General features: G+C 68.9%; 16 protein-coding genes and 1 pseudogene. 8 read left to right on the top strand and 9 right to left on the bottom strand.

What is annotated here, in order from left to right:
• Positions 1-46 precede the first annotated feature (46 nt).
• Positions 47-1333 carry a lipase gene (locus DL990_RS31005; RefSeq protein ID WP_125800784.1) on the top strand — a complete coding sequence of 429 codons (1287 nt, stop codon included), beginning with the start codon at positions 47-49 and terminating at the stop codon, positions 1331-1333.
• A gap of 191 nt (positions 1334-1524) precedes the next feature.
• On the top strand, positions 1525-1956 hold the full coding sequence (locus DL990_RS31000) for a thioesterase family protein (protein ID WP_125784087.1): 432 nt from the start codon (positions 1525-1527) through the stop codon (positions 1954-1956).
• Here the strand turns inward: DL990_RS31000 and DL990_RS30995 are convergent.
• Entirely contained in the window at positions 1944-3539 is a 1596-nt protein-coding gene (locus tag DL990_RS30995; protein WP_125800783.1) for an alkaline phosphatase, read from the bottom strand. The genes DL990_RS31000 and DL990_RS30995 overlap by 13 nt on opposite strands.
• A gap of 111 nt (positions 3540-3650) precedes the next feature.
• Here DL990_RS30995 and DL990_RS30990 point away from each other — a divergent pair, with 111 nt between their 5' ends.
• The gene (locus DL990_RS30990; protein WP_125800782.1) at positions 3651-4112 is read left to right on the top strand and encodes a tRNA (cytidine(34)-2'-O)-methyltransferase; all 462 of its coding nucleotides are present in this window, start codon (positions 3651-3653) and stop codon (positions 4110-4112) included.
• A gap of 81 nt (positions 4113-4193) precedes the next feature.
• Here the strand turns inward: DL990_RS30990 and DL990_RS30985 are convergent, their stop codons facing one another.
• The 5 genes from DL990_RS30985 to DL990_RS30965 all read right to left on the bottom strand — a co-directional run bounded on the left by DL990_RS30985 (position 4194) and on the right by DL990_RS30965 (position 9171).
• Positions 4194-5174, bottom strand: a complete 981-nt coding sequence (locus tag DL990_RS30985) for a VWA domain-containing protein (protein WP_125678229.1) — start codon at positions 5172-5174, stop codon at positions 4194-4196.
• The gene (locus DL990_RS30980) at positions 5171-6055 is read right to left on the bottom strand and encodes a DUF58 domain-containing protein (RefSeq protein ID WP_233598847.1); all 885 of its coding nucleotides are present in this window, start codon (positions 6053-6055) and stop codon (positions 5171-5173) included. Before DL990_RS30980 ends, DL990_RS30985 begins: the two co-directional genes overlap by 4 nt.
• 69 nt (positions 6056-6124) lie before the next feature.
• Positions 6125-7195 carry a MoxR family ATPase gene (locus DL990_RS30975; protein WP_125784095.1) on the bottom strand — a complete coding sequence of 357 codons (1071 nt, stop codon included), beginning with the start codon at positions 7193-7195 and terminating at the stop codon, positions 6125-6127.
• A gap of 117 nt (positions 7196-7312) precedes the next feature.
• Positions 7313-7855: a molybdenum cofactor guanylyltransferase gene (locus DL990_RS30970; protein ID WP_125800781.1), complete on the bottom strand. Its 543-nt coding sequence runs from the start codon at positions 7853-7855 to the stop codon at positions 7313-7315.
• A gap of 2 nt (positions 7856-7857) precedes the next feature.
• Complete coding sequence (locus DL990_RS30965; RefSeq protein WP_233620626.1) at positions 7858-9171, bottom strand: NlpC/P60 family protein; 1314 nt, start codon at positions 9169-9171, stop codon at positions 7858-7860.
• Between the two features lie 383 nt (positions 9172-9554).
• Between DL990_RS30965 and DL990_RS30960 the strand changes: the two genes are divergently transcribed.
• Positions 9555-12365, top strand: coding sequence for an aconitate hydratase (locus tag DL990_RS30960; protein WP_125784101.1), 2811 nt, complete (start codon positions 9555-9557; stop codon positions 12363-12365).
• A gap of 73 nt (positions 12366-12438) precedes the next feature.
• Positions 12439-13242 (top strand): alpha/beta fold hydrolase, encoded by an 804-nt coding sequence (locus DL990_RS30955; RefSeq protein ID WP_125800779.1) that lies wholly within the window; start codon positions 12439-12441, stop codon positions 13240-13242.
• 427 nt (positions 13243-13669) lie between these two features.
• Here DL990_RS30955 and DL990_RS30950 read toward each other — a convergent pair.
• Both DL990_RS30950 and DL990_RS30945 read right to left on the bottom strand, forming a co-directional pair.
• A pseudogene (locus tag DL990_RS30950) lies at positions 13670-14113 on the bottom strand (MgtC/SapB family protein); the annotation flags it as partial.
• 135 nt (positions 14114-14248) lie between these two features.
• Positions 14249-15199 carry a LysR family transcriptional regulator gene (locus tag DL990_RS30945; protein ID WP_125800778.1) on the bottom strand — a complete coding sequence of 317 codons (951 nt, stop codon included), beginning with the start codon at positions 15197-15199 and terminating at the stop codon, positions 14249-14251.
• Between the two features lie 144 nt (positions 15200-15343).
• Here DL990_RS30945 and DL990_RS30940 point away from each other — a divergent pair, with 144 nt between their 5' ends.
• Genes DL990_RS30940 through DL990_RS30930 form a run of 3 tightly spaced genes read left to right on the top strand, consistent with a single transcriptional unit; the run spans position 15344 to position 18032 of the window.
• Positions 15344-16765, top strand: a complete 1422-nt coding sequence (locus DL990_RS30940; protein ID WP_199746677.1) for an MFS transporter — start codon at positions 15344-15346, stop codon at positions 16763-16765.
• A gap of 13 nt (positions 16766-16778) precedes the next feature.
• Positions 16779-17669, top strand: coding sequence for an SDR family oxidoreductase (locus DL990_RS30935; RefSeq protein ID WP_125800776.1), 891 nt, complete (start codon positions 16779-16781; stop codon positions 17667-17669).
• Between the two features lie 15 nt (positions 17670-17684).
• Positions 17685-18032, top strand: a complete 348-nt coding sequence (locus DL990_RS30930) for a darcynin family protein (RefSeq protein WP_125784111.1) — start codon at positions 17685-17687, stop codon at positions 18030-18032.
• Between the two features lie 206 nt (positions 18033-18238).
• Here the strand turns inward: DL990_RS30930 and DL990_RS30925 are convergent, their stop codons facing one another.
• Entirely contained in the window at positions 18239-19846 is a 1608-nt protein-coding gene (locus tag DL990_RS30925; RefSeq protein WP_125794165.1) for an alpha/beta hydrolase, read from the bottom strand.
• Between the last annotated feature and the right edge of the window lie 122 nt (positions 19847-19968).

The raw sequence follows: 19968 nt of genomic DNA, 5'->3' as shown, positions 1-19968 counted from the left end.
AGTGGGCGAATTCATGCGGTCGTCGCAACATGGGCCAGTTGGGACAGTGTCATCGAGACACACCAGGGTGGTGCGGGGTTCGGCGCTGATCGCGGGCCTCGACCACGCGGACGTGCTCGCGGCGGCGGCCCCCGCCGTCGCGGCCGACCAGGCCGAACTCACCGCACCGGCCCTCACCGGGCACTACGACGTCGGCACCACCGACCTCCACCTCGTCGACAGCTCCCGCCCCGATCCGTGGAAACCGGAACGGCGCCGGGAACTCATGGTCACCGTCACCTATCCGGCGGACCGCTTCGCCGACGGACCGCGCGCGCCGTGGCTCACGCCCGGCATCAGCGGCGTCATCGACCAGACGCTGGCGAGCAAGGACTACCTCGATCTCCCGGCGGGCTCCATCGACTGGGCGTCGGCGAAGCGGCGGGCCGAGCTCGGCGTTCCCGCGGCGCACGGCGCGCCCAAGCCGGTCGCGCTCTTCTCACCCGGTTTCGGCGGGCCTCGGGAGACGTACTCGGCGATCGTCGACGATCTGGCCAGCCGCGGCTACGTCGTCGTCTCGCTCTCGCACACCTACGAGAGCGCGGCGGTCGAATTCCCCGGCGGGCGCCTCGAAACGGCCCTGCCGCCGGGCGAGGGCCCAGAATTCATGAAGAAGGCGCTCGACGCACGGGTCGGCGACACCCGATTCGTCCTAGACCAGCTCGCGAAGATCGCCCGCGGCGAGAATCCCGACGCGGAGAAGCGACAGCTCCCCCGCGGCCTCGGCTGGTCACTCGACCTGTCCCGGGTCGGTGCCTACGGGCATTCCTACGGCGGGTTCACCTCCGGCGAGGCGATGGTGCACGACCGCCGGATCGACGCCGGGATCAACCTGGACGGCGCGATGGCGACCGCGTTCGGCTACCCGCCGGGCAGTCCGTATGTGCCCGGCGAGGTCACGAAACGCGGCCTGGACCGGCCGTTCATGCTGATGGGCGCCGAGGGCGTCGACGAGAACGGGAAGCCGCTGGAGCACACGCACAAGCAGCCCGATTTCGACCGCAGCTGGGCGGACTTCTGGGCCAACCAGCGGGGCTGGAAGCGGGACCTGCTGCTGCGCGGCGGCAGCACGCACATGGCCTACAGCGATCTTCAGGTCGTCGTGCCGCAGCTCGGTTCGCGAGTGGCGCCGGAGAAGCGTGAGGCGGTCATCGGCACCATCGATCCCCGCCGATCGCTGGCGGCACAACGGGAGTACATCGGCGCGTTCTTCGATCTGCATCTGAAGGGCCGCGACCGGCACCTGTTCGACGGCGAGTCGCCGCGCCACCCGAATATCGATTTCATCGACTGAGCCGGGACGATTCGGGCGTTTTGCGAAAGGTCGGTCCGTGAAGGCCTCCTTGAGGGACTCTGGGTCCCTCAAGGAGGCCTTCACGGACTTCGGTGATCTTCAGTCGCCCCACCGGCACCGCCCGCTCATCCTCGCGAGTCGTGGCCCTTCCTCGCACAAAGGGAAGAAGCCCTTAACGTAAGTTGGAAACCGTGACAGAGCCACGGAAACCGATCGTCGAAATGCCGCTGCGCGTGCGCTACCACGAATGCGACGGACAGGGCATCGTGTTCAACGCGAACTACCTCGCCTACGTCGACATGGCCATGTTCGAAGTGGAGAAAGCCCTCTTCGGCTCCCACGAAGCGGCACTGGACAGCGGCGTCGACGTCGTGGTCGCCGAGTCGAACCTCCGCTACCGCGCGCCCTGCCGCTACGACGACGAACTGGTCGTGGCCGTGTACCTGAACCACCTCGGCACGACATCGCTGATCATCGACTTCGAGATCAGCCGCGGCGGCGACCTGTGCACGGAAGTGAAGACCCGCTACGTCTTCGTCGACCCGACGACGCTCAAGAAGGCGGCGCCACCCGCGTCGGTCCGCAAGGTGTACGCCGCCCTCCTGCCCGCTCAGGAGGACTGAACGCCGGGGCGCCGGTCCTCGACGACGTAGCTGGCCCGCGTGCTGATCGGCGCGCCGGGGGTGTTGACGAACGGCACCACCCGGAAGTCGCTCCGCCAGCGCTGCCGGTTGACGTTGACCCTGACGTATCCCCGCTGGCTGTTGAAGAACTTCATGTGCGGGTTGGCCTTCAGCAGGTTCTCACCGCCCGGCGTCATGTCGGCGCCGTTGCCACCGCTGGTGATCGACGTCCCGACGAACTCGCTCGCGACGGTGGGCGAATCCGGGTCGCCGAAGTCGCGTTTGAGGTCCCACGCGTAGTTCTGGTGCCTGTCGCCGGTGATGACCACCAGGTTTCGCACACCGCGGTCCTGCGCGGCCGCGAGCACGCGGTCGCGGTCGGCGACGTAGCCGTCCCACGGGTCGAGGTAGACGTTCGTGGCCTCGCCGGCGTCGGTGTCGGTCTGGCCCATCGGGGCCTGGTTGCCGAGGATCTGCCACCGCGCGCGGGACCGGGAGAAGCCGTCGAGCAGCCAGCCCCGCTGTTCCGAGCCGAGCAGCGTGCGGTCCTGGTCGAACCGCTCGGTGCAGTTCGCCGACTGGCCGTCACCGCACGGCTGGTCGTCGCGGTACTGGCGGGTGTCGAGCATGGTGAAGTCGGCCAGCGTGCCGTAGCTCAGCCGCCGGTGAAGCCGCGCGTCCGGCCCCTTCGGCAGCTGCGCGATGCGGTACGGCAGGTGCTCGTACATCGCCTGGAACGCCTCGGCGCGCCGACGGCGGAACACCGCGCGGTCCTGGTCCGGTTCCTTGTCGATCTGCGAGATGTCGCCCGCCCAGTTGTTCTCCACCTCGTGGTCGTCGTTGACGTGGATCCACGGGAAGGCGGCGTGCGCGGCCATCAGCGGCGCTTCGGACTTGTAGAGCGCGTACTGGAGCCGGTAGCGGGCCAGGTCGAAGGTCTCGCCCTTGAACTGCGGCCCCACCGGCGTGCCGCGGCCGACACCCGTGACGCCGCTTTCGTAGAGGTAGTCGCCCAGGTGCACGACCAGGTCGAGGTCCTCGGCCGCCATGTGCTCGTACGCGGTGAAGTGCCCGGCCTCCCAGCTCTGGCACGACGCGAACGCGAAGTTCAGCTCGCGCGGCGACGACCAAGCGACGGGCGCCGTCCTGGTGCGGCCGACCGGCGAGACCTCGTCACCGGTGCGGAAGCGGTAGAAGTACTCGTGATCCGGTGCGAGGCCGTGGATCTCGGGGTGCACGGAGTGGCCGAGTTCTGGCGTGGCGACCACGGATCCGCGGCGGATCACGGCGCGGAAGCGCTCGTCGAGCGACACCTCGTACTCGACGCGGACAGGCGTCCGCGGCATACCGCCGAAGCCGTCGGCCTCGTAGGGCTTCGGCGCGAGCCGGGTCCAGAGCACGACACCGCCGGGCAACGGATCACCCGACGCGACACCGAGGGTGAACGGGTTTCCGGCACCGCGAGCGAGCGGCATCGCACCGGCGGCGTTCCAGGCACCGGTCCCCAGCAGGACGGCGGCCGCGCCGGCGGAGCCATAACCGAGGAAGCGACGCCGCGACAGGGGGTGAGGGAGCGAAGGCATGAAGCCCTCCTGTGGTGGGATGGTCACGGGCGGGCCTCATGCTCGTCCGGCTTGATGGCCACCCGGCCGCGCTCAGGCGAAGCGCCCGTGAACGAAAGACGATCAACCCTCGTGTTCCGCATCCTGTTCTACCGCCCGGAAATCCCGCCCAACACGGGTAACGCGATCCGCTTGACCGCGAACACCGGCTGCGAACTCCACCTGGTGGAGCCGCTCGGTTTCACGCTGGAGGACAAGCAGTTACGGCGTGCCGGGCTCGACTACCACGACCTCGCGCGCGTCCACGTGCACGCGGACCTCGACGCCGCGTGGACGGCGCTGCTCCCCTCTCGCGTCTACGCGTTCAGCGCTTCGGCGACACGGCTGCACACCGACGTCGCGTACGTGCCCGGAGACGTGCTGATGTTCGGACCGGAGTCGGCGGGGCTGCCCGCGGAGGTCCAGGAGTCCGCCCAGGTGACCGACCGGGTGCGGCTGCCGATGCTGCCGACGAGCCGGTCGCTGAACCTGTCCAACACCGCGGCGATCGCCGTCTACGAGGCTTGGCGGCAGAACGACTTCGGGACCCCCTGAGACTCCTGCCCCACTGCAATGAAGGGGCCTTTCATAGCAAAATTTGCTATGAAAGGCCCCTTCATTGCAGAGCCTGAGCGTCTAGGGCAGTCGCTGCCCCAAGAAGAGCGAAGCGGCCGCCCCGATCATCAAGACCAGGGTCCCCAGAATCACCCAAGGCCGGCTCGCGTCGGCGTCCTTCAGCTCGTACCCGATCTGCTCGCCGAGGTCGTCGTACACGCGTTTCAGCTCTTCAGCGCTCGCCGCCTTGTAGAAGTCGCCGCCCGAAAGCCGGGCGATCTCCTCCAGCGACTCGACGTCGACCTTCACATCCTGCGGTTTGCCGTCGATGTCGACCGAACCGTGCGTGGTCCCGAACGCGATCGACGAGATCGGCACCTGAGCCTGCTTCGCCGCCTGCGCCGCCGTGTAGCCGCCTCGCGGGGCGTACAGATCGTCCGGAACGGTCTGCTTGCCGTCACTCATCAGGACGATCCGGGCGGGAGGCGGGCCTTCCGCGCCGCCGACGATCGCCGAGAAGCTCTCGATCGACTGCAACGCGGCGAAAATCCCCTCACCGGTGGCCGTCGACTGCGCCAGCTTGAGGTTGTCGATCGCCTTCACCACGCCGCCGCGATCGGTGGTCGGCGCGACCAGCACGGTCGCCGTCCCCGCGAAGGAGATCAGCCCGAGGTTCACCCCGGGGGTCATGTTCTGCGCGAACGACCGCGCCGACTCCTGGGCCGCCTTCAACCGGGTCGGGGCGACGTCGGTCGCTTCCATCGACAGCGAGGTGTCGATCACCAGCATCACGGTCGCCCGGTTGCGCGGCACCTTCTGCTCGGCCGTCGGCCCGGCGAGCGCGACGGTCAGCACCAGCAGCGAAAGCACGATCAGGATGGCGGGAACGTGCCGCACCCATCCCTGGCTCTTCGGCGCGACCTTCTCCAGCAGTTCCAGGTTGGCGAACCGCATGGTGCGCTTGCGCCGCGCGCGCTGCGAGAGCACATACCCGACGGCCACCGCGGCGACCGCCAACAGCAGCAGGAACCACCACGGCGACGCGAATCCGGTCAGGCTCACGCGACACCACCGGACCAGCGGCGCTTGCGGGCCACCACGAACCGGACCATATCCGCGATCCAGTCCGAATCGGTGCGCAGCACCAGATGCGCGGCACCGGCCCGGCGCAGCGCGGCCGCGACCTCCTGCCGGTGAGCGTGCGCCGCGGCGCCGAATTCCTTGCGCAGCAAGGCCGAAGCGTGCACTTCGCGCTGTTTCCCTGTCTCCGGGTCGGCCAGCACGACGGTGCCCACGTCGGGCAGGTCGATGTCGCGCGGGTCGAGGACTTCGATGGCGATGAGGTCGTGGTGCCCGCCGAGCGCGCGCAACGGACGCTGCCATTCCATGTCGCCGAGGAAGTCGGAGATCACGACGGCGAGCCCGCGACGGCGGGGCGGGCGACGCAGTTTCTCCAGCGCCGCGGCGAGATCCCCGCGGACACCTTCCTCGGCACGCGGGGTTTCGGCGATCTTGCGGACCAGTCCCCGCGCGTGCGGGAGCCCGCCGCGAGCCGGGATGCGCGTGATGCTGCCCGCCCCGTTGGAGACGAGCGCGCCGATCCGGTTGCCGCCACCGCCGGTCAGGTGGGCGACCGCGGCCGTCGCGCAGACGACCAGGTCTCGCTTCTCGCACAGCGCCGTGCCGAAATCGAGGCTCGCGGACACGTCTGCCACCAGCCACGTCTCCAGTTCGCGGTCGGCGACGGTCTCCCGGATGTGCGGGCTCGTCGTGCGCGCGGTGACCGCCCAGTCCATCCGGCGGACGTCGTCACCGGGCTGGTACGGCCGGGCCTCCCCCGGTTCGGAACCGGGCCCCGGCACCAGGCCGAGATGGTTTCCCTGCAGCAGACCGTCGAGACGGCGGCGCACGTCGAGTTCGAGCGTGCGCAGGCCCGCCTCCATCCGCTCCCCGCGGAGTACCGGCGGAGCCCAGGAAGGACGTTCGCCCTTCTCGTTCTTCACGCGAGTTCCTTACCTGACGGGTGCGCCGGCCGGGACCGGGCCGCTCTGCCCGGCGCCGCCCTGCGGGCGGGCCGAGACCTGCGGCAACGGCACGGTCTGCAGCACCCGCGTGATGATGTGGTCGATGGGGACGCCGTCGGCCAGCGCGTCGTAGGACAGCACGAGCCGGTGGCGCAGCACGTCGGGAACGACGTCGACGACGTCCTGCGGCAGCACGTAGTCCCGGCCGCGGACCAGGGCCAGCGCCCGCGAGGCGGCGATGATGCCGAGGCTGGCACGCGGCGACGCGCCGTAGGACACCCAGCCCGCGACGTCGGCGAGGCCGTGGTCGTTCGGGGTGCGGGTGGTGAGCACGAGACGGACGACGTAGTCGACCAGCGCGTGGTGCACGAACACCTGCGAGGCCACGCCCTGCAGGCGGACCAGTTCACCCGGGGACAGCACCTCTTGCGGGGTGGGCGCGGTGACGCCCATCCGGTAGATGATCTCCCGCTCTTCCTCGGCGGTCGGGTACTCGACGACGATCTTGAACAGGAACCGGTCGCGCTGCGCCTCGGGCAGCGGGTACACGCCCTCGTTCTCGATCGGGTTCTGCGTGGCGAGCACGAGGAACGGGTCGGGCATCTCGAAGGTCTGGCCGCCGATCGACACGTGCCGCTCGGCCATCACCTCGAGCATCGCCGACTGCACCTTGGCCGGCGCGCGGTTGATCTCGTCGGCGAGTACGAAGTTCGCCACCACCGGGCCGAGTTCGACGTCGAACCGCTCTGCGCCCTGACGGTAGATCCGGGTGCCGAGGATGTCGGCGGGGACCAGGTCCGGGGTGAACTGCACGCGCGAGAACGAGCCGCCGACCACGCGCGCGAAGGTCTCGACGGCGAGGGTCTTCGCGACGCCGGGAACGCCTTCGAGCAGGAGGTGTCCCCTGGCCAGCAGGCCGACCAGCATCCGTTCGACCAGCCTGTCCTGGCCGACGATGATCCGCTTGACCTCGAACACGGTCCGCTCCAGCAACTGGGCGTCCCGCGCCGGCGTTCCGGGCTGCTGCTGCGCGCCATCGGCGTAGCCGGGCTCGGTCACTCGTGCCTCCTGTGTTCCCCGCTTGCGTTCTTGCGTCCGAATGTGACCGTAGTGGTCGGTGACACAGCCGTTCGTGAAGGTAGCCAACCCGATCAGCGGTATGACGGCTGTGAAGCTCTAGGAGAGCCGGTCCAGATCCTCGGGCGTGTCGATGTCGTCACTCTCGCCCGGCTCCTCGGGCACCTCGACGATGTCCAGCCCACCCAGCGTCCGCCGCAGCGAGGCGTTCTCCACCGTCTCCGGCAAGGCCGCGCGCAGCGCCTCCGCGCGCCAGGCGCCGAGCAGCCATTGCCGCTCCCCCGAGGCGTCGACCAGAACCGCGCCCGACGCGGCACCGAGTGCGGCCACCAGGCGATCCACTGTGGACTTCCGGACGCCGGCGAGGTCACCGGCCAGCACCACGACGATCTCCGTGCGCACCAACGCGAGCCCGGCTGCCAGCGCGGCCACCGGACCCGTGCCGGGCGAAACTTCCCGGGTCCAGACGACGTCGCCGAAACCCGGCCGTTCCGGGCCGACGACGATCACCGGATCCGCGTCCTCGAGCGCGGCCAGCGCCCTGGCCAGCAACGGTTTCCCTCCGACGGGGAGTACGGGTTTGTCCACACCGGACAGGCGACGCGCGGCGCCGCCCGCCAGCACGATCCCCGCGTGAGTCACGCTCAGCCGATCAAGCGGGTCGCGTACGGCATGATGCCGCCGTAGCGCACCGGCGCGATGCGGACCCGCAGACCCGACTGCGGCGCCTCGACCATCTGCCCGTTCCCGAGGTACATCGCGACGTGGTGGATGCCCCGCGCGCTGCCGCCCCAGAAGAGCATGTCACCGCGGCGCATCTGCGAGAGCGGCACTTTCCGCCCGGCGTTGTACTGGTAGCCGCTGTAGTGCGGGAGCGACTTCACCCCGGCGAACGCGTAGATCATCAGGCCCGAGCAGTCGAAGCCGATCTTGTTGTAGTCGCCGTAACGATCGGCCGTACCCCCGTCGCGGATGCCGCGTGTCGGACCGGCCGTGTTGCCACCGCCCCAGGCGTAGACCACGCCGAGTTGCGCCAGCGCCCGCCGGACGACGGCTTCGACGCTCGCCCCGGCTGGGGCCGACTGGACGGGCCTGCCCGTCGGACGGCCGCCTCCACCCTGACTGGGGCTGGGCCTCGACGCGGCGAGAGCGGCCTGACGAGCGCGTTCCTCGTCCTCGCGGGCCTTCTGCGCCTTCCAGTCCTCGTAGCGCTGCCGCTGCCCCTGCAGGCCGCTGACCTTCTGCTGCGCTTCGAAGAGCTGCTTCTCGACACCCGCCTTGTCGGCTTCGAGCTTCTGGTTCTGCGTGGCCTGGTTGTCCTGCGCGTGCTGGGCGGCGCTCTGCGCGTTGTCGGCCTCGTGTTTGGCCGCTTCGGCCGCGCGCTTGCGCTCCTGCGCGATCTCCAGCTTCTTGCGCGCGGTCGCGTCCTTGTTGGACTTGTCCGTCTGCGCGCGCTTCATCGTGTCGAGCGCGTTGAGCCTGCTGCCGCCGACCGCGTCGAGCATCTGGGCGCGGCCGAGGAGTTCCTTCGGGCTGTTGGCCGTGAGGTACGCCGACACCGAGCCGATGGTGCTGCCCTGCTGGAAGCTGGCGGCGGCGAACTTGTCGAGGTCGGCCCGGGCCTTGTCGATGGTCGCCTGCGCGGCGTCGGATTCGGTGCGCGCGGACTGCGCCTCACGATCGGCCTGCGCGGCTTCGTCCTGCGCGGTCTCCGCGTCGACCCTGGCCTTGTTCGCCTCTTCCATCTTCAGCTCGACGTCGTCGTTGAGCTGGGCGAGCTTGGACTCGGCCTGGGCCAGCTGGTTCGTGAGCCTGCCGACGTCGCCCGCCTTGGCGTTGGCCTCGGCCTTGCTGGAGTTGATCTCGGAGTCGCTGGGGTTCGGCGGGGGCGGCGGGACCGCGAGCCCCGTGCCCGTCACCCCGAGCAACAGGGCGGCGGCGAGCGCGCCGATGGTCATGCCACGGCGGGCACTCGTCCCAGACCCGGCTTCACCACGCACGATCCGCCCACCTCCTGATCTTGAACAATGGACTCACTGTGCCACTGCCGTCACAGCATTACCAGAAGCACCACCAGGAACTTACACACCGTAGGCACCATTTCCCCTCAACGGGGGACGAACAGACGAACGTTTCGTCACTCGAATGGCCGCAGGTCGGTGAGACCTTCATGACCCGCGTGTCGGCTTGCCTGCCAAAAAGGACGGGCGTACTGTTTGAAGAGACGAACGAGGTGTGCCATCCCGCGTCCGGACCTACGGTGGGGGTGCGCAAGACTCGCTCCCGGCCGACCCGAACGGCCTGGAGAACTCACCGAACTGACCCGCCACTGGAGTTAGAAGTGACCGCACCCGCCAGCAAGGACAGCTTCGGCGCCAAAGACACGCTGAAGGTGGGCGACGCCTCGTACGAGGTGTTCCGCCTGAACAAGGTCGAGGGCTCCCAGCGCCTTCCCTACAGCCTGAAGATCCTGCTCGAGAACCTGCTGCGGACCGAGGACGGCGCGAACATCACCGCCGACCACATCCGCGCGCTCGGCAACTGGGACGCCAAGGCCGACCCGTCGATCGAGATCCAGTTCACGCCCGCCCGCGTGATCATGCAGGACTTCACCGGCGTGCCCTGCGTCGTCGACCTCGCCACCATGCGCGAGGCCGTCACCGACCTCGGCGGCGACCCGGACAAGGTCAACCCGCTCGCCCCCGCCGAGCTGGTCATCGACCACTCCGTGATCATCGACGTCTTCGGCCGCCCGGACGCCTTCGAGCGCAACGTCGAGATCGAGTACGAGCGCAACCGCGAGCGCTACCAGTTCCTGCGCTGGGGCCAGGGCGCCTTCGACGAGTTCAAGGTCGTCCCGCCGGGCACCGGCATCGTGCACCAGGTCAACATCGAGCACCTCGCGCGCACGGTGATGGCCCGCAACGGCCAGGCGTACCCCGACTCCTGCGTCGGCACCGACTCGCACACCACCATGGTCAACGGCCTCGGCGTGCTGGGCTGGGGCGTCGGCGGCATCGAGGCCGAGGCCGCCATGCTGGGCCAGCCGGTGTCCATGCTCATCCCGCGCGTCGTGGGCTTCAAGCTCACCGGCGAGATCCCGACCGGCGTGACCGCCACCGACGTCGTGCTCACCATCACCGAGATGCTGCGCAAGCACGGTGTGGTCAGCAAGTTCGTCGAGTTCTACGGCGAGAGCGTCGGCGCGGTGCCGCTGGCCAACCGCGCCACCATCGGCAACATGAGCCCGGAGTTCGGCTCCACCGCGGCGATCTTCCCGATCGACGAGGAGACCGTCCGCTACCTCAAGCTCACCGGCCGCTCCGAGGAGCAGGTCGCGCTCGTCGAGGCCTACGCCAAGGAGCAGGGCCTCTGGCACGACCCGTCGCACGAGCCGGAGTACTCCGAGTACATCGAGCTGGACCTGTCGACGGTCGTCCCGTCGATCGCCGGCCCGAAGCGCCCGCAGGACCGCATCGAGCTCACCGACGCGAAGAACTCGTTCCGCAAGTCGATCCACGACTACGTCGGCGGCGAGCAGGAAACCCCGCACACCAACGTCGACGAAGCCGTCGAGGAGTCCTTCCCGGCCAGCGACCCGGCAGCCCTCTCGTTCAAGGACGAGGGCGCGGTCGACATCCAGTCCGCGGCGAACGGCCACAGCGGACGCCCGAGCAAGCCGGTCAAGGTCAGCACTTCGGACCGCGGCGAGTTCGTCCTCGACCACGGCGCCGTGGTGATCGCCTCGATCACCTCCTGCACCAACACCTCGAACCCGTCGGTCATGCTCGGCGCGGCGCTGCTCGCCAGGAACGCGGTCGACAAGGGCCTCGCGGTCAAGCCGTGGGTCAAGACCTCGATGGCGCCGGGTTCACAGGTCGTCACCGACTACTACAACAAGGCCGGCCTCTGGCCGTATCTGGAGAAGCTGGGCTACCACCTGGTCGGCTACGGCTGCACCACGTGTATCGGCAACTCGGGCCCGCTCTCGGACGAGATCTCCGCGGCGATCCAGGAGAACGACCTCACCGCGGTCTCGGTGCTCTCGGGCAACCGGAACTTCGAAGGCCGGATCAACCCCGACGTGAAGATGAACTACCTCGCGTCGCCGCCGCTGGTCATCGCCTACGCGCTCGCCGGCACGATGGACTTCGACTTCGAGAACCAGCCGCTCGGCCAGGACACCGACGGCAACGACGTCTTCCTGAAGGACATCTGGCCCTCGGCCAAGGAGATCCAGGAGACCATCGACTACGCGATCACGCAGGAGATGTTCACCAAGGACTACGCCGACGTCTTCGACGGTGGCGAGCGGTGGAAGTCGCTGCCGACCCCCGAGGGCAAGACCTTCGAGTGGGACGCGGAGTCGACCTACGTCCGGAAGCCCCCGTACTTCGACGGCATGCAGGCGAAGCCGGCCCCGGTCACCGACATCGCCGGCGCGCGCGTGCTGGCGAAGCTGGGCGACTCGGTCACCACCGACCACATCTCCCCCGCCGGCGCGATCAAGCCGGGAACCCCGGCCGCGCAGTACCTGACCGAGCACGGCGTCGAGAAGAAGGACTTCAACTCCTACGGCTCGCGTCGCGGTAACCACGAGGTCATGATCCGCGGCACCTTCGCGAACATCCGGCTGCGCAACCAGCTGCTGGACGACGTGCAGGGCGGCTACACCCGCGACTTCACCCAGGACGACGCCCCGCAGGCGTTCATCTACGACGCGGCGCAGAACTACGCGGAGCGGAACATCCCGCTGGTCGTCCTTGGCGGCAAGGAGTACGGCTCCGGTTCGTCGCGTGACTGGGCGGCCAAGGGCACCTCGCTGCTGGGTGTGCGCGCGGTGATCACCGAGTCGTTCGAGCGCATCCACCGGTCGAACCTGATCGGCATGGGCGTCATCCCGCTGCAGTTCCCGGCGGGCGAGTCGGCCTCGTCGCTCGGCCTCGACGGCACCGAGACGTTCGACATCTCGGGCATCACGAAGCTGAACGACGGCGAAACCCCGCGCACGGTCCATGTCACCGCGACGAAGACCGACGGCACCAAGGTGGAGTTCGACGCGGACGTCCGCATCGACACCCCTGGTGAGGCGGACTACTACCGCAACGGCGGCATCCTGCAGTACGTCCTGCGGAAGATGACCCAGGCGTAAGCACGGCACGCGAAGGCCCCTTTCCCCGCACTTTGGGGAAAGGGGCCTTCGTCGTTCTTCGGTACCGTGCGGTATGACCACGGGGAGAATTCAGGTCGAGAACGGCGAATTGGCGTACGAGGTCCGCGGCGAAGGCGATCCGGTGATCCTGCTCCATGGCGGGATCCTCGACTCCCGGATGTGGGACGCCGAAATGGCGGCGCTCGCACCGCACCACACCGCCATCCGGTACGACGCGCGCGGACATGGCGAATCGTCCACGCCGACTGAGCGGTTCAAGCACTACGAGGATCTCCGCGAGCTGATGACCGCGCTGGAACTTCCTCGCGCGTCGCTGGTCGGTTTGTCCGGCGGCGGCCGGATCGCGGTCGACTTCGCGCTGACCTACCCGGACCTCGTCGAGAACCTCGTCCTCGTGGCCACCGGCCTCAGTTCGATGGTGACGAAGGATCCTTTCGTGCTGGAGCAGAACAAGAAACTCGAGGAGGCGGGCGCGCGAGGTGATCTCCCCGCCGCCATCGAGTGCATCCTGCGCATGTGGGTGGACGGGCCCCGGCGCGCACCCGCGGACGTCGATCAGGACGTCCGGCGGCTGTGTCAGGAGATGTACACGCAGACGGTCGTGCGGCACGGGCTCTCCGGCTTCACGCTGATGGACGAACTGCGCGCCATCGAGCGCACCGGCGAGCTGACCCCGCGCACGTTGACGTTGGCGGGCGATCTGGATTCCTCGGACATCCTCGCCATCTCCGACCAGATCGAATGCGAAGCACGCGACGCCCGGAAACTCGTCGTTCCCGGGGTCGCGCATATGATCAATCTGGAGAAACCCGCCGAGTTTTCGGGGATATTGCTGGATTTCCTGGCCTGCTCGTGAGTGGTAAGTACGGTTCTGGCCAAGGGTGTTTCAGGTACCTGCTGAGGGTGAGCCGGGTAGCGGCCGGTCCGTGAAGGACTCCTTGAGGGACCCATGAGTCCCTCAAGGAGTTCCCTAGTACATGAAGGCCCCCATCCTTGCGCAAGGCGCAAGGATGGGGGCCTTCATGTACTTCACGCGAGCAAAGCCGCAGGCCACGCGCAGGTATCCAAGAGCGGTAAGGCAAACGTTGCGTATGGGTCGCGGCGCTCTCCGGTCCGTAAAGGCCTCCTTCACTACCCGCCGGCGTGCCCCTGGTGACACGGGGACGGCTGTGACGCCTGGCCTCCGGTCGCGGACCATCGACAGCCGTCCCCGGGTCGCCACCTTTGCCCTACCCCTCAATAGGAGAGGGTTCGTTCTAACCGTCCTTACCACTCACGAGGTCGTCTTCCCGGTGCTCCGGCCGGCGGTCGACGACGCGGCCGAGTGGGCGCAACAGCACGTTGACCCCGACGATCACCGCCGTCCCGGCGAGTGCGACGACGTAAAGTCCTGCTCCTGCAAGGGATCCGACGGCCGCCGAGCACCACAGGGTGGCCGCGGTGTTGAGTCCGCGCACGTTCAGCCCGTCCCGCAGGATCACCCCGGCGCCGAGGAAACCGATACCGGAGACGATCTGGGCAGCGACGCGCGTCGGGTCCGCGTCACCACTGGTGTTCAGCCCGCCGAAACCGTGGGCGGACAACAGGACGAAGAGGGTCGCTCCGACGGCGACGAGGGCGTTGGTGCGGAGTCCGGCCATCCGGGCGCGGTACTGGCGCTCGATGCCGATGACGGCGCCGAGGCCGACGCCGGTGCCGACCCTGAGCAGCATTTCGAAGGTGTTCATGATTCCGGCTCTTTTCTGGCGTGCGTACACAAAGCCAGACAGGGAAAGGAGACCGGAGAAGGTCAGCGCACCGCGCGCACGGGTGAACGGCGACCACTTCCGGTCGATCCAGAACTGTCTTCCGGCATGTGCCGCTCACCTCGCTTTCGTACTCGATCGGTGTTGATCAACCTTCGAGACTCTACCACCGGAGGGCCCGAGCGCGGCGTGGATCGTGTCACGCAGCCACCGCTGGGCCGGATCGGCGTCGAGCCGCGCGTGCCAGAGCTGGCAGACCTCGATCGCCGGGAGGTCCGCGGGGACCGGGAACCAGCGGATGCCGAGTGACCGGCCGTACTGCTCGGCGAGCCGCTGGGGCGCGAGACCGATGTAGTCGCTCGAAGCGACCAGGAACGCGGCGACGGCGGAAGTGGGGACGACCGCCGCGACCCGCCGCTGGAGACCGGCCGCCTCGAGCACTTCGTCGAGCGGGCCCCTGCCCTTGCCGCGCCGTGAAGCGGAAACGTGCGGATATCGGCACAGCTGCGCCAGCGTCGGACGACTTACGCCGCCGAGCGGGCCGTCCGCCCGGACGATCGCGACCACGCGTTCGTGGTACAGCAGGGTCGAATGGATGTCGGGCGCCGCGATGTCGCCCGCGCCGATGTCCAGGTCCACCGATCCGTCTCTCAACGCCTCGGTGCTCTCGGTGCCCTCGGCGACGAAACGCAGGACCACACCCGGCGCGACGGCGGCGGTCGCCTCGACGGCCGCCGTCACCAGTGTCGCGGCGACGCCGTCGTTGATGCGGATGGTGAAGGTGCGTTCGAGGTCGGCGATCGCGAGGTCACGGTCGGCGCTGATCAGGGCCGACGCCTCGTCGAGCAGCGACCGCACCCGCGGGGCGGTCCGGAGCGCGAACGGCGTCGGCACCATCCCGCGTCCGGCTCGCACCAGGATCGGATCCCCCATCGCCCGCCGCAACCGGCCCAGCGCACGGCTCGCCGCCGGGATCGACAGGTGCAGCCGTTCGGCCGCCGCCGTCACGCTGCCCTCCCGCAGCAGGGCGTCGAACACCCGCAAAAGGTTGAGGTCCAGCTGATCCATAGTTGCATGGTACGCAACTATTACTTGTCAAAGTTGCGTGGCACGAAGAACGCGCTGGCCCATAGCGTCGCGGACATGCCACTCCGACTCCAACTCCGCGACGCCCCCGAAGCCGCAGCGGACCGACGCGGCCTGCTGACCGCCATGTGCGCCTGTGTCGTACTCGTGGTCGGGATGGTCGCCGCCATCAACCTCGCCGTCCCGATGCTGGCCGCGAGCGACCTCCACCCGTCCGCGTCGGCGCTGATCTGGATCGTCGACACCTACGTCGTCTTCTTCGCCTGCCTCGTGATCCCCGGCGGCGCGGCGGGCGACCGCTTCGGCCGCAAGGGCGTCCTGCTCGCCGGCCTGGCGCTGTTCGCGATCGGCGCGCTGCTGTCGGCGATCGCGCCGAACGTGCCGATCCTGCTGGCGGGCCGGGCTGTCACCGGGATCGGCGCCGCCGCGGTGCTGCCCAACACGCTCGCCGTGCTGCTGCACGCCGTACCCGCCGAGCGCAAGGGCGTGACGATCGCGACCTGGGCATCGATGACCGGGATCGGCGGTGTCGTGGGAAACGTCGGCGGCGGCGCACTGCTGGCGGGCGGATCGTGGCGCTGGCTGTTCGCGGCCGTCGTCCCGCTCACCCTCGTGCTCGCCGCGCTCGTCGCCCGGATCGCGCCGGTATCCCCTCGGCACGACCAGCCGCTCAGCCCCCTCGGCGCCATCCTGCTCGTCGGCGCGTCGGTCTCCTTGTTACTCGGCATCGTCGAAGGGCCCGAAGAGGGTTGGGGAAGCCCGCTCGTCCTGGCCGGATTCGCCCGCGCGGTCCTGCTGTTCGCCTTGTGGACGGTCGTCGAACTGAAGGCCAAGCACCCGCTGCTCGATCCCCGGTTGTTCCGTGTGCCCGCGCTGCGCAGTGCCTGTCTCGGCATGACCACGATCTTCTTCGGGATGTTCGCGCTGTTCTACGTCAACGCGTCCTTCCTCCAGTACGGCAAGGGTTTCGGTGTCCTGCCGACCGGGCTGGGGATCATCCCGCTGACCGTCCCGGTCATCCTCGGCGCGCGGCACGTCGGCAGGCTCGTCCGGCGCGTCGGCGTCGACGTCACTGTCGCCATCGCGTTCGCCTTCTGCGGTTGCGGCCTCATCGGACTGTCCACAAGCGACAGTTCGACGCCGTACCCGGTGTACGCGGCCTGGCTCGTAGTGACCGGTATCGGTGTCACGCTGGCCCTTCCGACGCTGTCCGCCGCGATCTCCGGTTCGCTGCCGCCCGCACAGGCCGGTGTCGGCGCCGGACTTCAGGCCACCACCCGCGAATTCGGCAGCGCACTCGGCGTCGCCGTCATCGGCACCGTTCTCACCGGACGCTTCGTGGCCGCGCTTCCGCCGGACATCCACGCGGAGCACGATCCGCACACCGTCGCGCAGGCGCTGGCCGTCACCGCGGCCGGCCGCGCGCCCGAAGTGGTCTCCGCGTTCGTCACCGGCGCGAGCACGGCCCTCCGGGTGATCGGCGTGAGCGTGCTCGTCCTCGGAGCGCTCGTCGTCCTGCAGTCCCGTCTTTCCCGTAACACCAAGTAAAAGGAGTACTCCCATGCATGTATTCGTCACCGGGGCGACCGGCTGGATCGGCTCGGCCGTCGTGGACGACTTGCTCGACGCCGGCCACGAGGTCACCGGCCTCGCCCGGTCGGAGGTTTCCGCCGCCGCGCTGGAGCGGAAGGGCGCGAGGTTTCGGCGCGGCGACCTGGACGATCTCGACGGCCTCCGTGCGGGCGCCGAAGAGGCCGAGGCCGTCATCCACCTGGCGAACAAACACGACTGGGGCAGCCCCGCCGAGTCCAACCGGGCCGAGCGGTCCGCCGTCCAGGCCTTCGCGGACGCTTTGACCGGGACGGGCCGGGCTTTCGTGCTCGCCGCCGGACTCTCGACCCTGGCCAAGGGCAGGCCCGCCACCGAAAGCGACCTCTCCCCCGCCATCGGCCCCGGCTCCCATCGGGGCGGTAGCGAGAACCTCGCGCTCGAGTACGCCGAGAAGGGCATGCGCGTGATCAGTGTCCGCTTCGCACCGTCGGTGCACGGCGTGGGCGACCACGGTTTCGTCTCCGCCATCGTCGCGGCCGCCCGCAAGCACGGCGTGTCCGGCTACCTCGGTGACGGCACCGCCTCCTGGGCTGCCGTGCACCACACCGACGCGGCCCGGCTCGTCCGGCTTGGCTTGGAAGGCGCGCCCACCGGCTCGCTGCTGCACGCCGTCGCCGAGGAAGCCGTCACGACACGGGAAATCGCCAAGGCCGTCGGACGGATGCTCGACGTCCCGGTGGTTTCCGTGGCACCGGAGAAAGCGGGCGAGCATTTCGGTTTCGTCGGCCGGTTCTTCGCGCTGGACATGTCCGCGTCCAGCGATCGCACCCGCGAACTCCTCAAGTGGACGCCGTACGGACCGAGCCTCGCCGAGGACATCGAAGCCGGCGCCTACGCCTGATCGAAAGGAACCACCATGTCCGAAGTGACCGCTTTCATGCTGGTGAGGACCACGCCGGAATGGCTCGGCCTCACCGTCGAGCAACGGGTGGAGGCCTTCAAGACCGAGGTGCTCCCGGCGATCGAGAGCAAGGTCAAAGGAGTCCGGTCCCGGTTCTTCGACACCGAGTTCTACTCCGCGCGAGTGACCGACGTGTGGGTCTGGGAGGCGGAGGACCACCACTCGTACCAACTGCTCATCGAGGCGCTGCGCGAGACGCCCTTCTGGGACCGGTATTTCGAGGTCGTCGACCTTCTGGTCGGCGTCGAGAACGCGTACGCCACGAACTACGGGTTGGACGCCTACGCGAGCGTCGACGTCTGAAGCCGGTGGGCGGCCAGGCACACCGGCGGCCGCGACCTTGGCCGTAGCCGGTGCCCTGGTTACCCACCCGGGTCACCCGGACGAGAATCCCGTCCGGGTGATCCGGCCTCCCCGCCGGAACCCTAGGCCGGGATGTTCGGGACCGGTCCCCGGACGCCACGAAGGCCACCGTCGAGACGGTGGCCTCCGTGTTCACGAGCCCAGGATCAGGCAGTGGTTTCGAACGGCTGGACGTTCGGCTGGAACACCTGGCCGTTAGCCGGGACCTTCAGATCGATCAGGTAGTCGGCCGTCACCTTGTCCACCCCGAGCGAGTCGCCCAGGATGCAGTGCCCGAAGGCGTCGACCGAGAGCAGCCGGGCGTTCCCCAGCTGGTCGGCCATCCGCTTCGAGAACAGGTACTGGGTCGCCGGGTCGTAGTAGTTGCCGACGACCAGGACCGGGGTGTCGGTCTTGGCCTGCCACGGGCCGCGGTAGACGTCCGGCTTCTTCGCCGGCCACACCGGGCAGCCCGCCACGTCCGAGAACGCCTGGTAGCGACCGAAAGTGGGCGATTCCTTCTCCCACTTCGCGGCGATCTCCGGGACCTTCTCCTGCTTGATCGTGATCTTCTTGTCCGAGCAGTTCACGGCGAAGTAGGAGTCGTCGCCGACGTACGGGCTGTCCGGGTTCGCGTCCGCGCGTCCGTTCGCTCCCGAACGCAGCACCTTCAGCTCGACTGCCTGCGCCGTCTGCGTCTGCGCCGCAGGCGGGTGGACGACGTTGTACAGCGCCTGCAGGTCGTCGGCCAGCGGCGGGAACGACGTCGGCGAGTACAGCACCCCGGCCACCGTGCTGGTGAACGCGTTGATGTCGTAGTTGCTCCCGTCCGGCAGCTTGATCGGCTGCTGGCGCAGGTGGTCGCGGATCTCGTCGAACTTCTCCCGCGGGGTGCCCGGGCTGAAGGAGCACTTCGGCCCGACCTGCGCGCACTTGCGCAGGAAGGCGTCCAGCGCGATCTCGAACCCGCGAGCGCGCTCGCGGTCGTACTGCACGCCGTCGCTGGTACGCAGTGCCGGGTCGACGTTGCCGTCGATGACGATCGCGCGGCTCTGCTTCGGGAACATCGACGTGTACGTCGACCCGATCAAGGTGCCGTACGAGAAGCCGACGAAGGTCAGCTTCTGGTCGCCGACGGCGGCCCGCATCTTGTCGAGGTCACGCACGACGTCCTTGGTGGACATGTGGTTCAGCAGCGCGCCGGCGTTGTTCTTGCAGAACTGGCCGTAGTCGCGGTACGACGCGAGCGTGCCGGAGATCTCCTGCCGCGACAACGGCACGGGGATCTGCGCGGCGAAGACGTCGTTCGCGTCCTCCTGCGTGGTGAAACACTTGAGCGGGTTGCTTGCGCCGACCCCGCGCGGGTCGAACCCGATCAGGTCGAACCGGTCGAGCACCTGCGGCTGGAAGTAGTTCGCCGCACCGATCGGCATCCGGAATCCGGAGCCACCGGGACCGCCCGGATTGAGGAACAGCGAACCGACCTTCTTGTCGGGCGTCTTCGCCGCCCGCTTCAGCATCGCGATGTCGATGGTGCCGAGCGCCGCGTTGTCGTGGTCGATCGGCACGCGATACCGCGCGCAGCTGTAGAACTTGACCTGGTCGGCGGGAACACCGCGGATCTGGTCCGCCGTGCAGGCACCCCAGGTCACCGGCGCCGTCGCGCCGACCTGGGCGGCCGGCGTCCCGGCTTCCGGTGCGGCGACCGCCGTCCCGGACGCACCGGTCAACGCGGCGCCGGCCACGAGTGCCCCTACCAGTGCGAAACCGCGCACCGGCCTCCTTGTGGATCTCGGCAAAACGACTCCTCCCTCGGCTGGCGACGTGACGGACCACGTCGCTCCATGCGCCGCCGACGTCACGGCGCGTAACACCAAGCGAGCCTCGCACAAGCCGG

This window comes from Amycolatopsis sp. WAC 01416, from assembly GCF_003947485.1.
GTDB lineage: Bacteria > Actinomycetota > Actinomycetes > Mycobacteriales > Pseudonocardiaceae > Amycolatopsis.
Note: the sequence above shows the minus strand (reverse complement) of the source record. Positions and strands in the feature narration are given on the sequence as shown.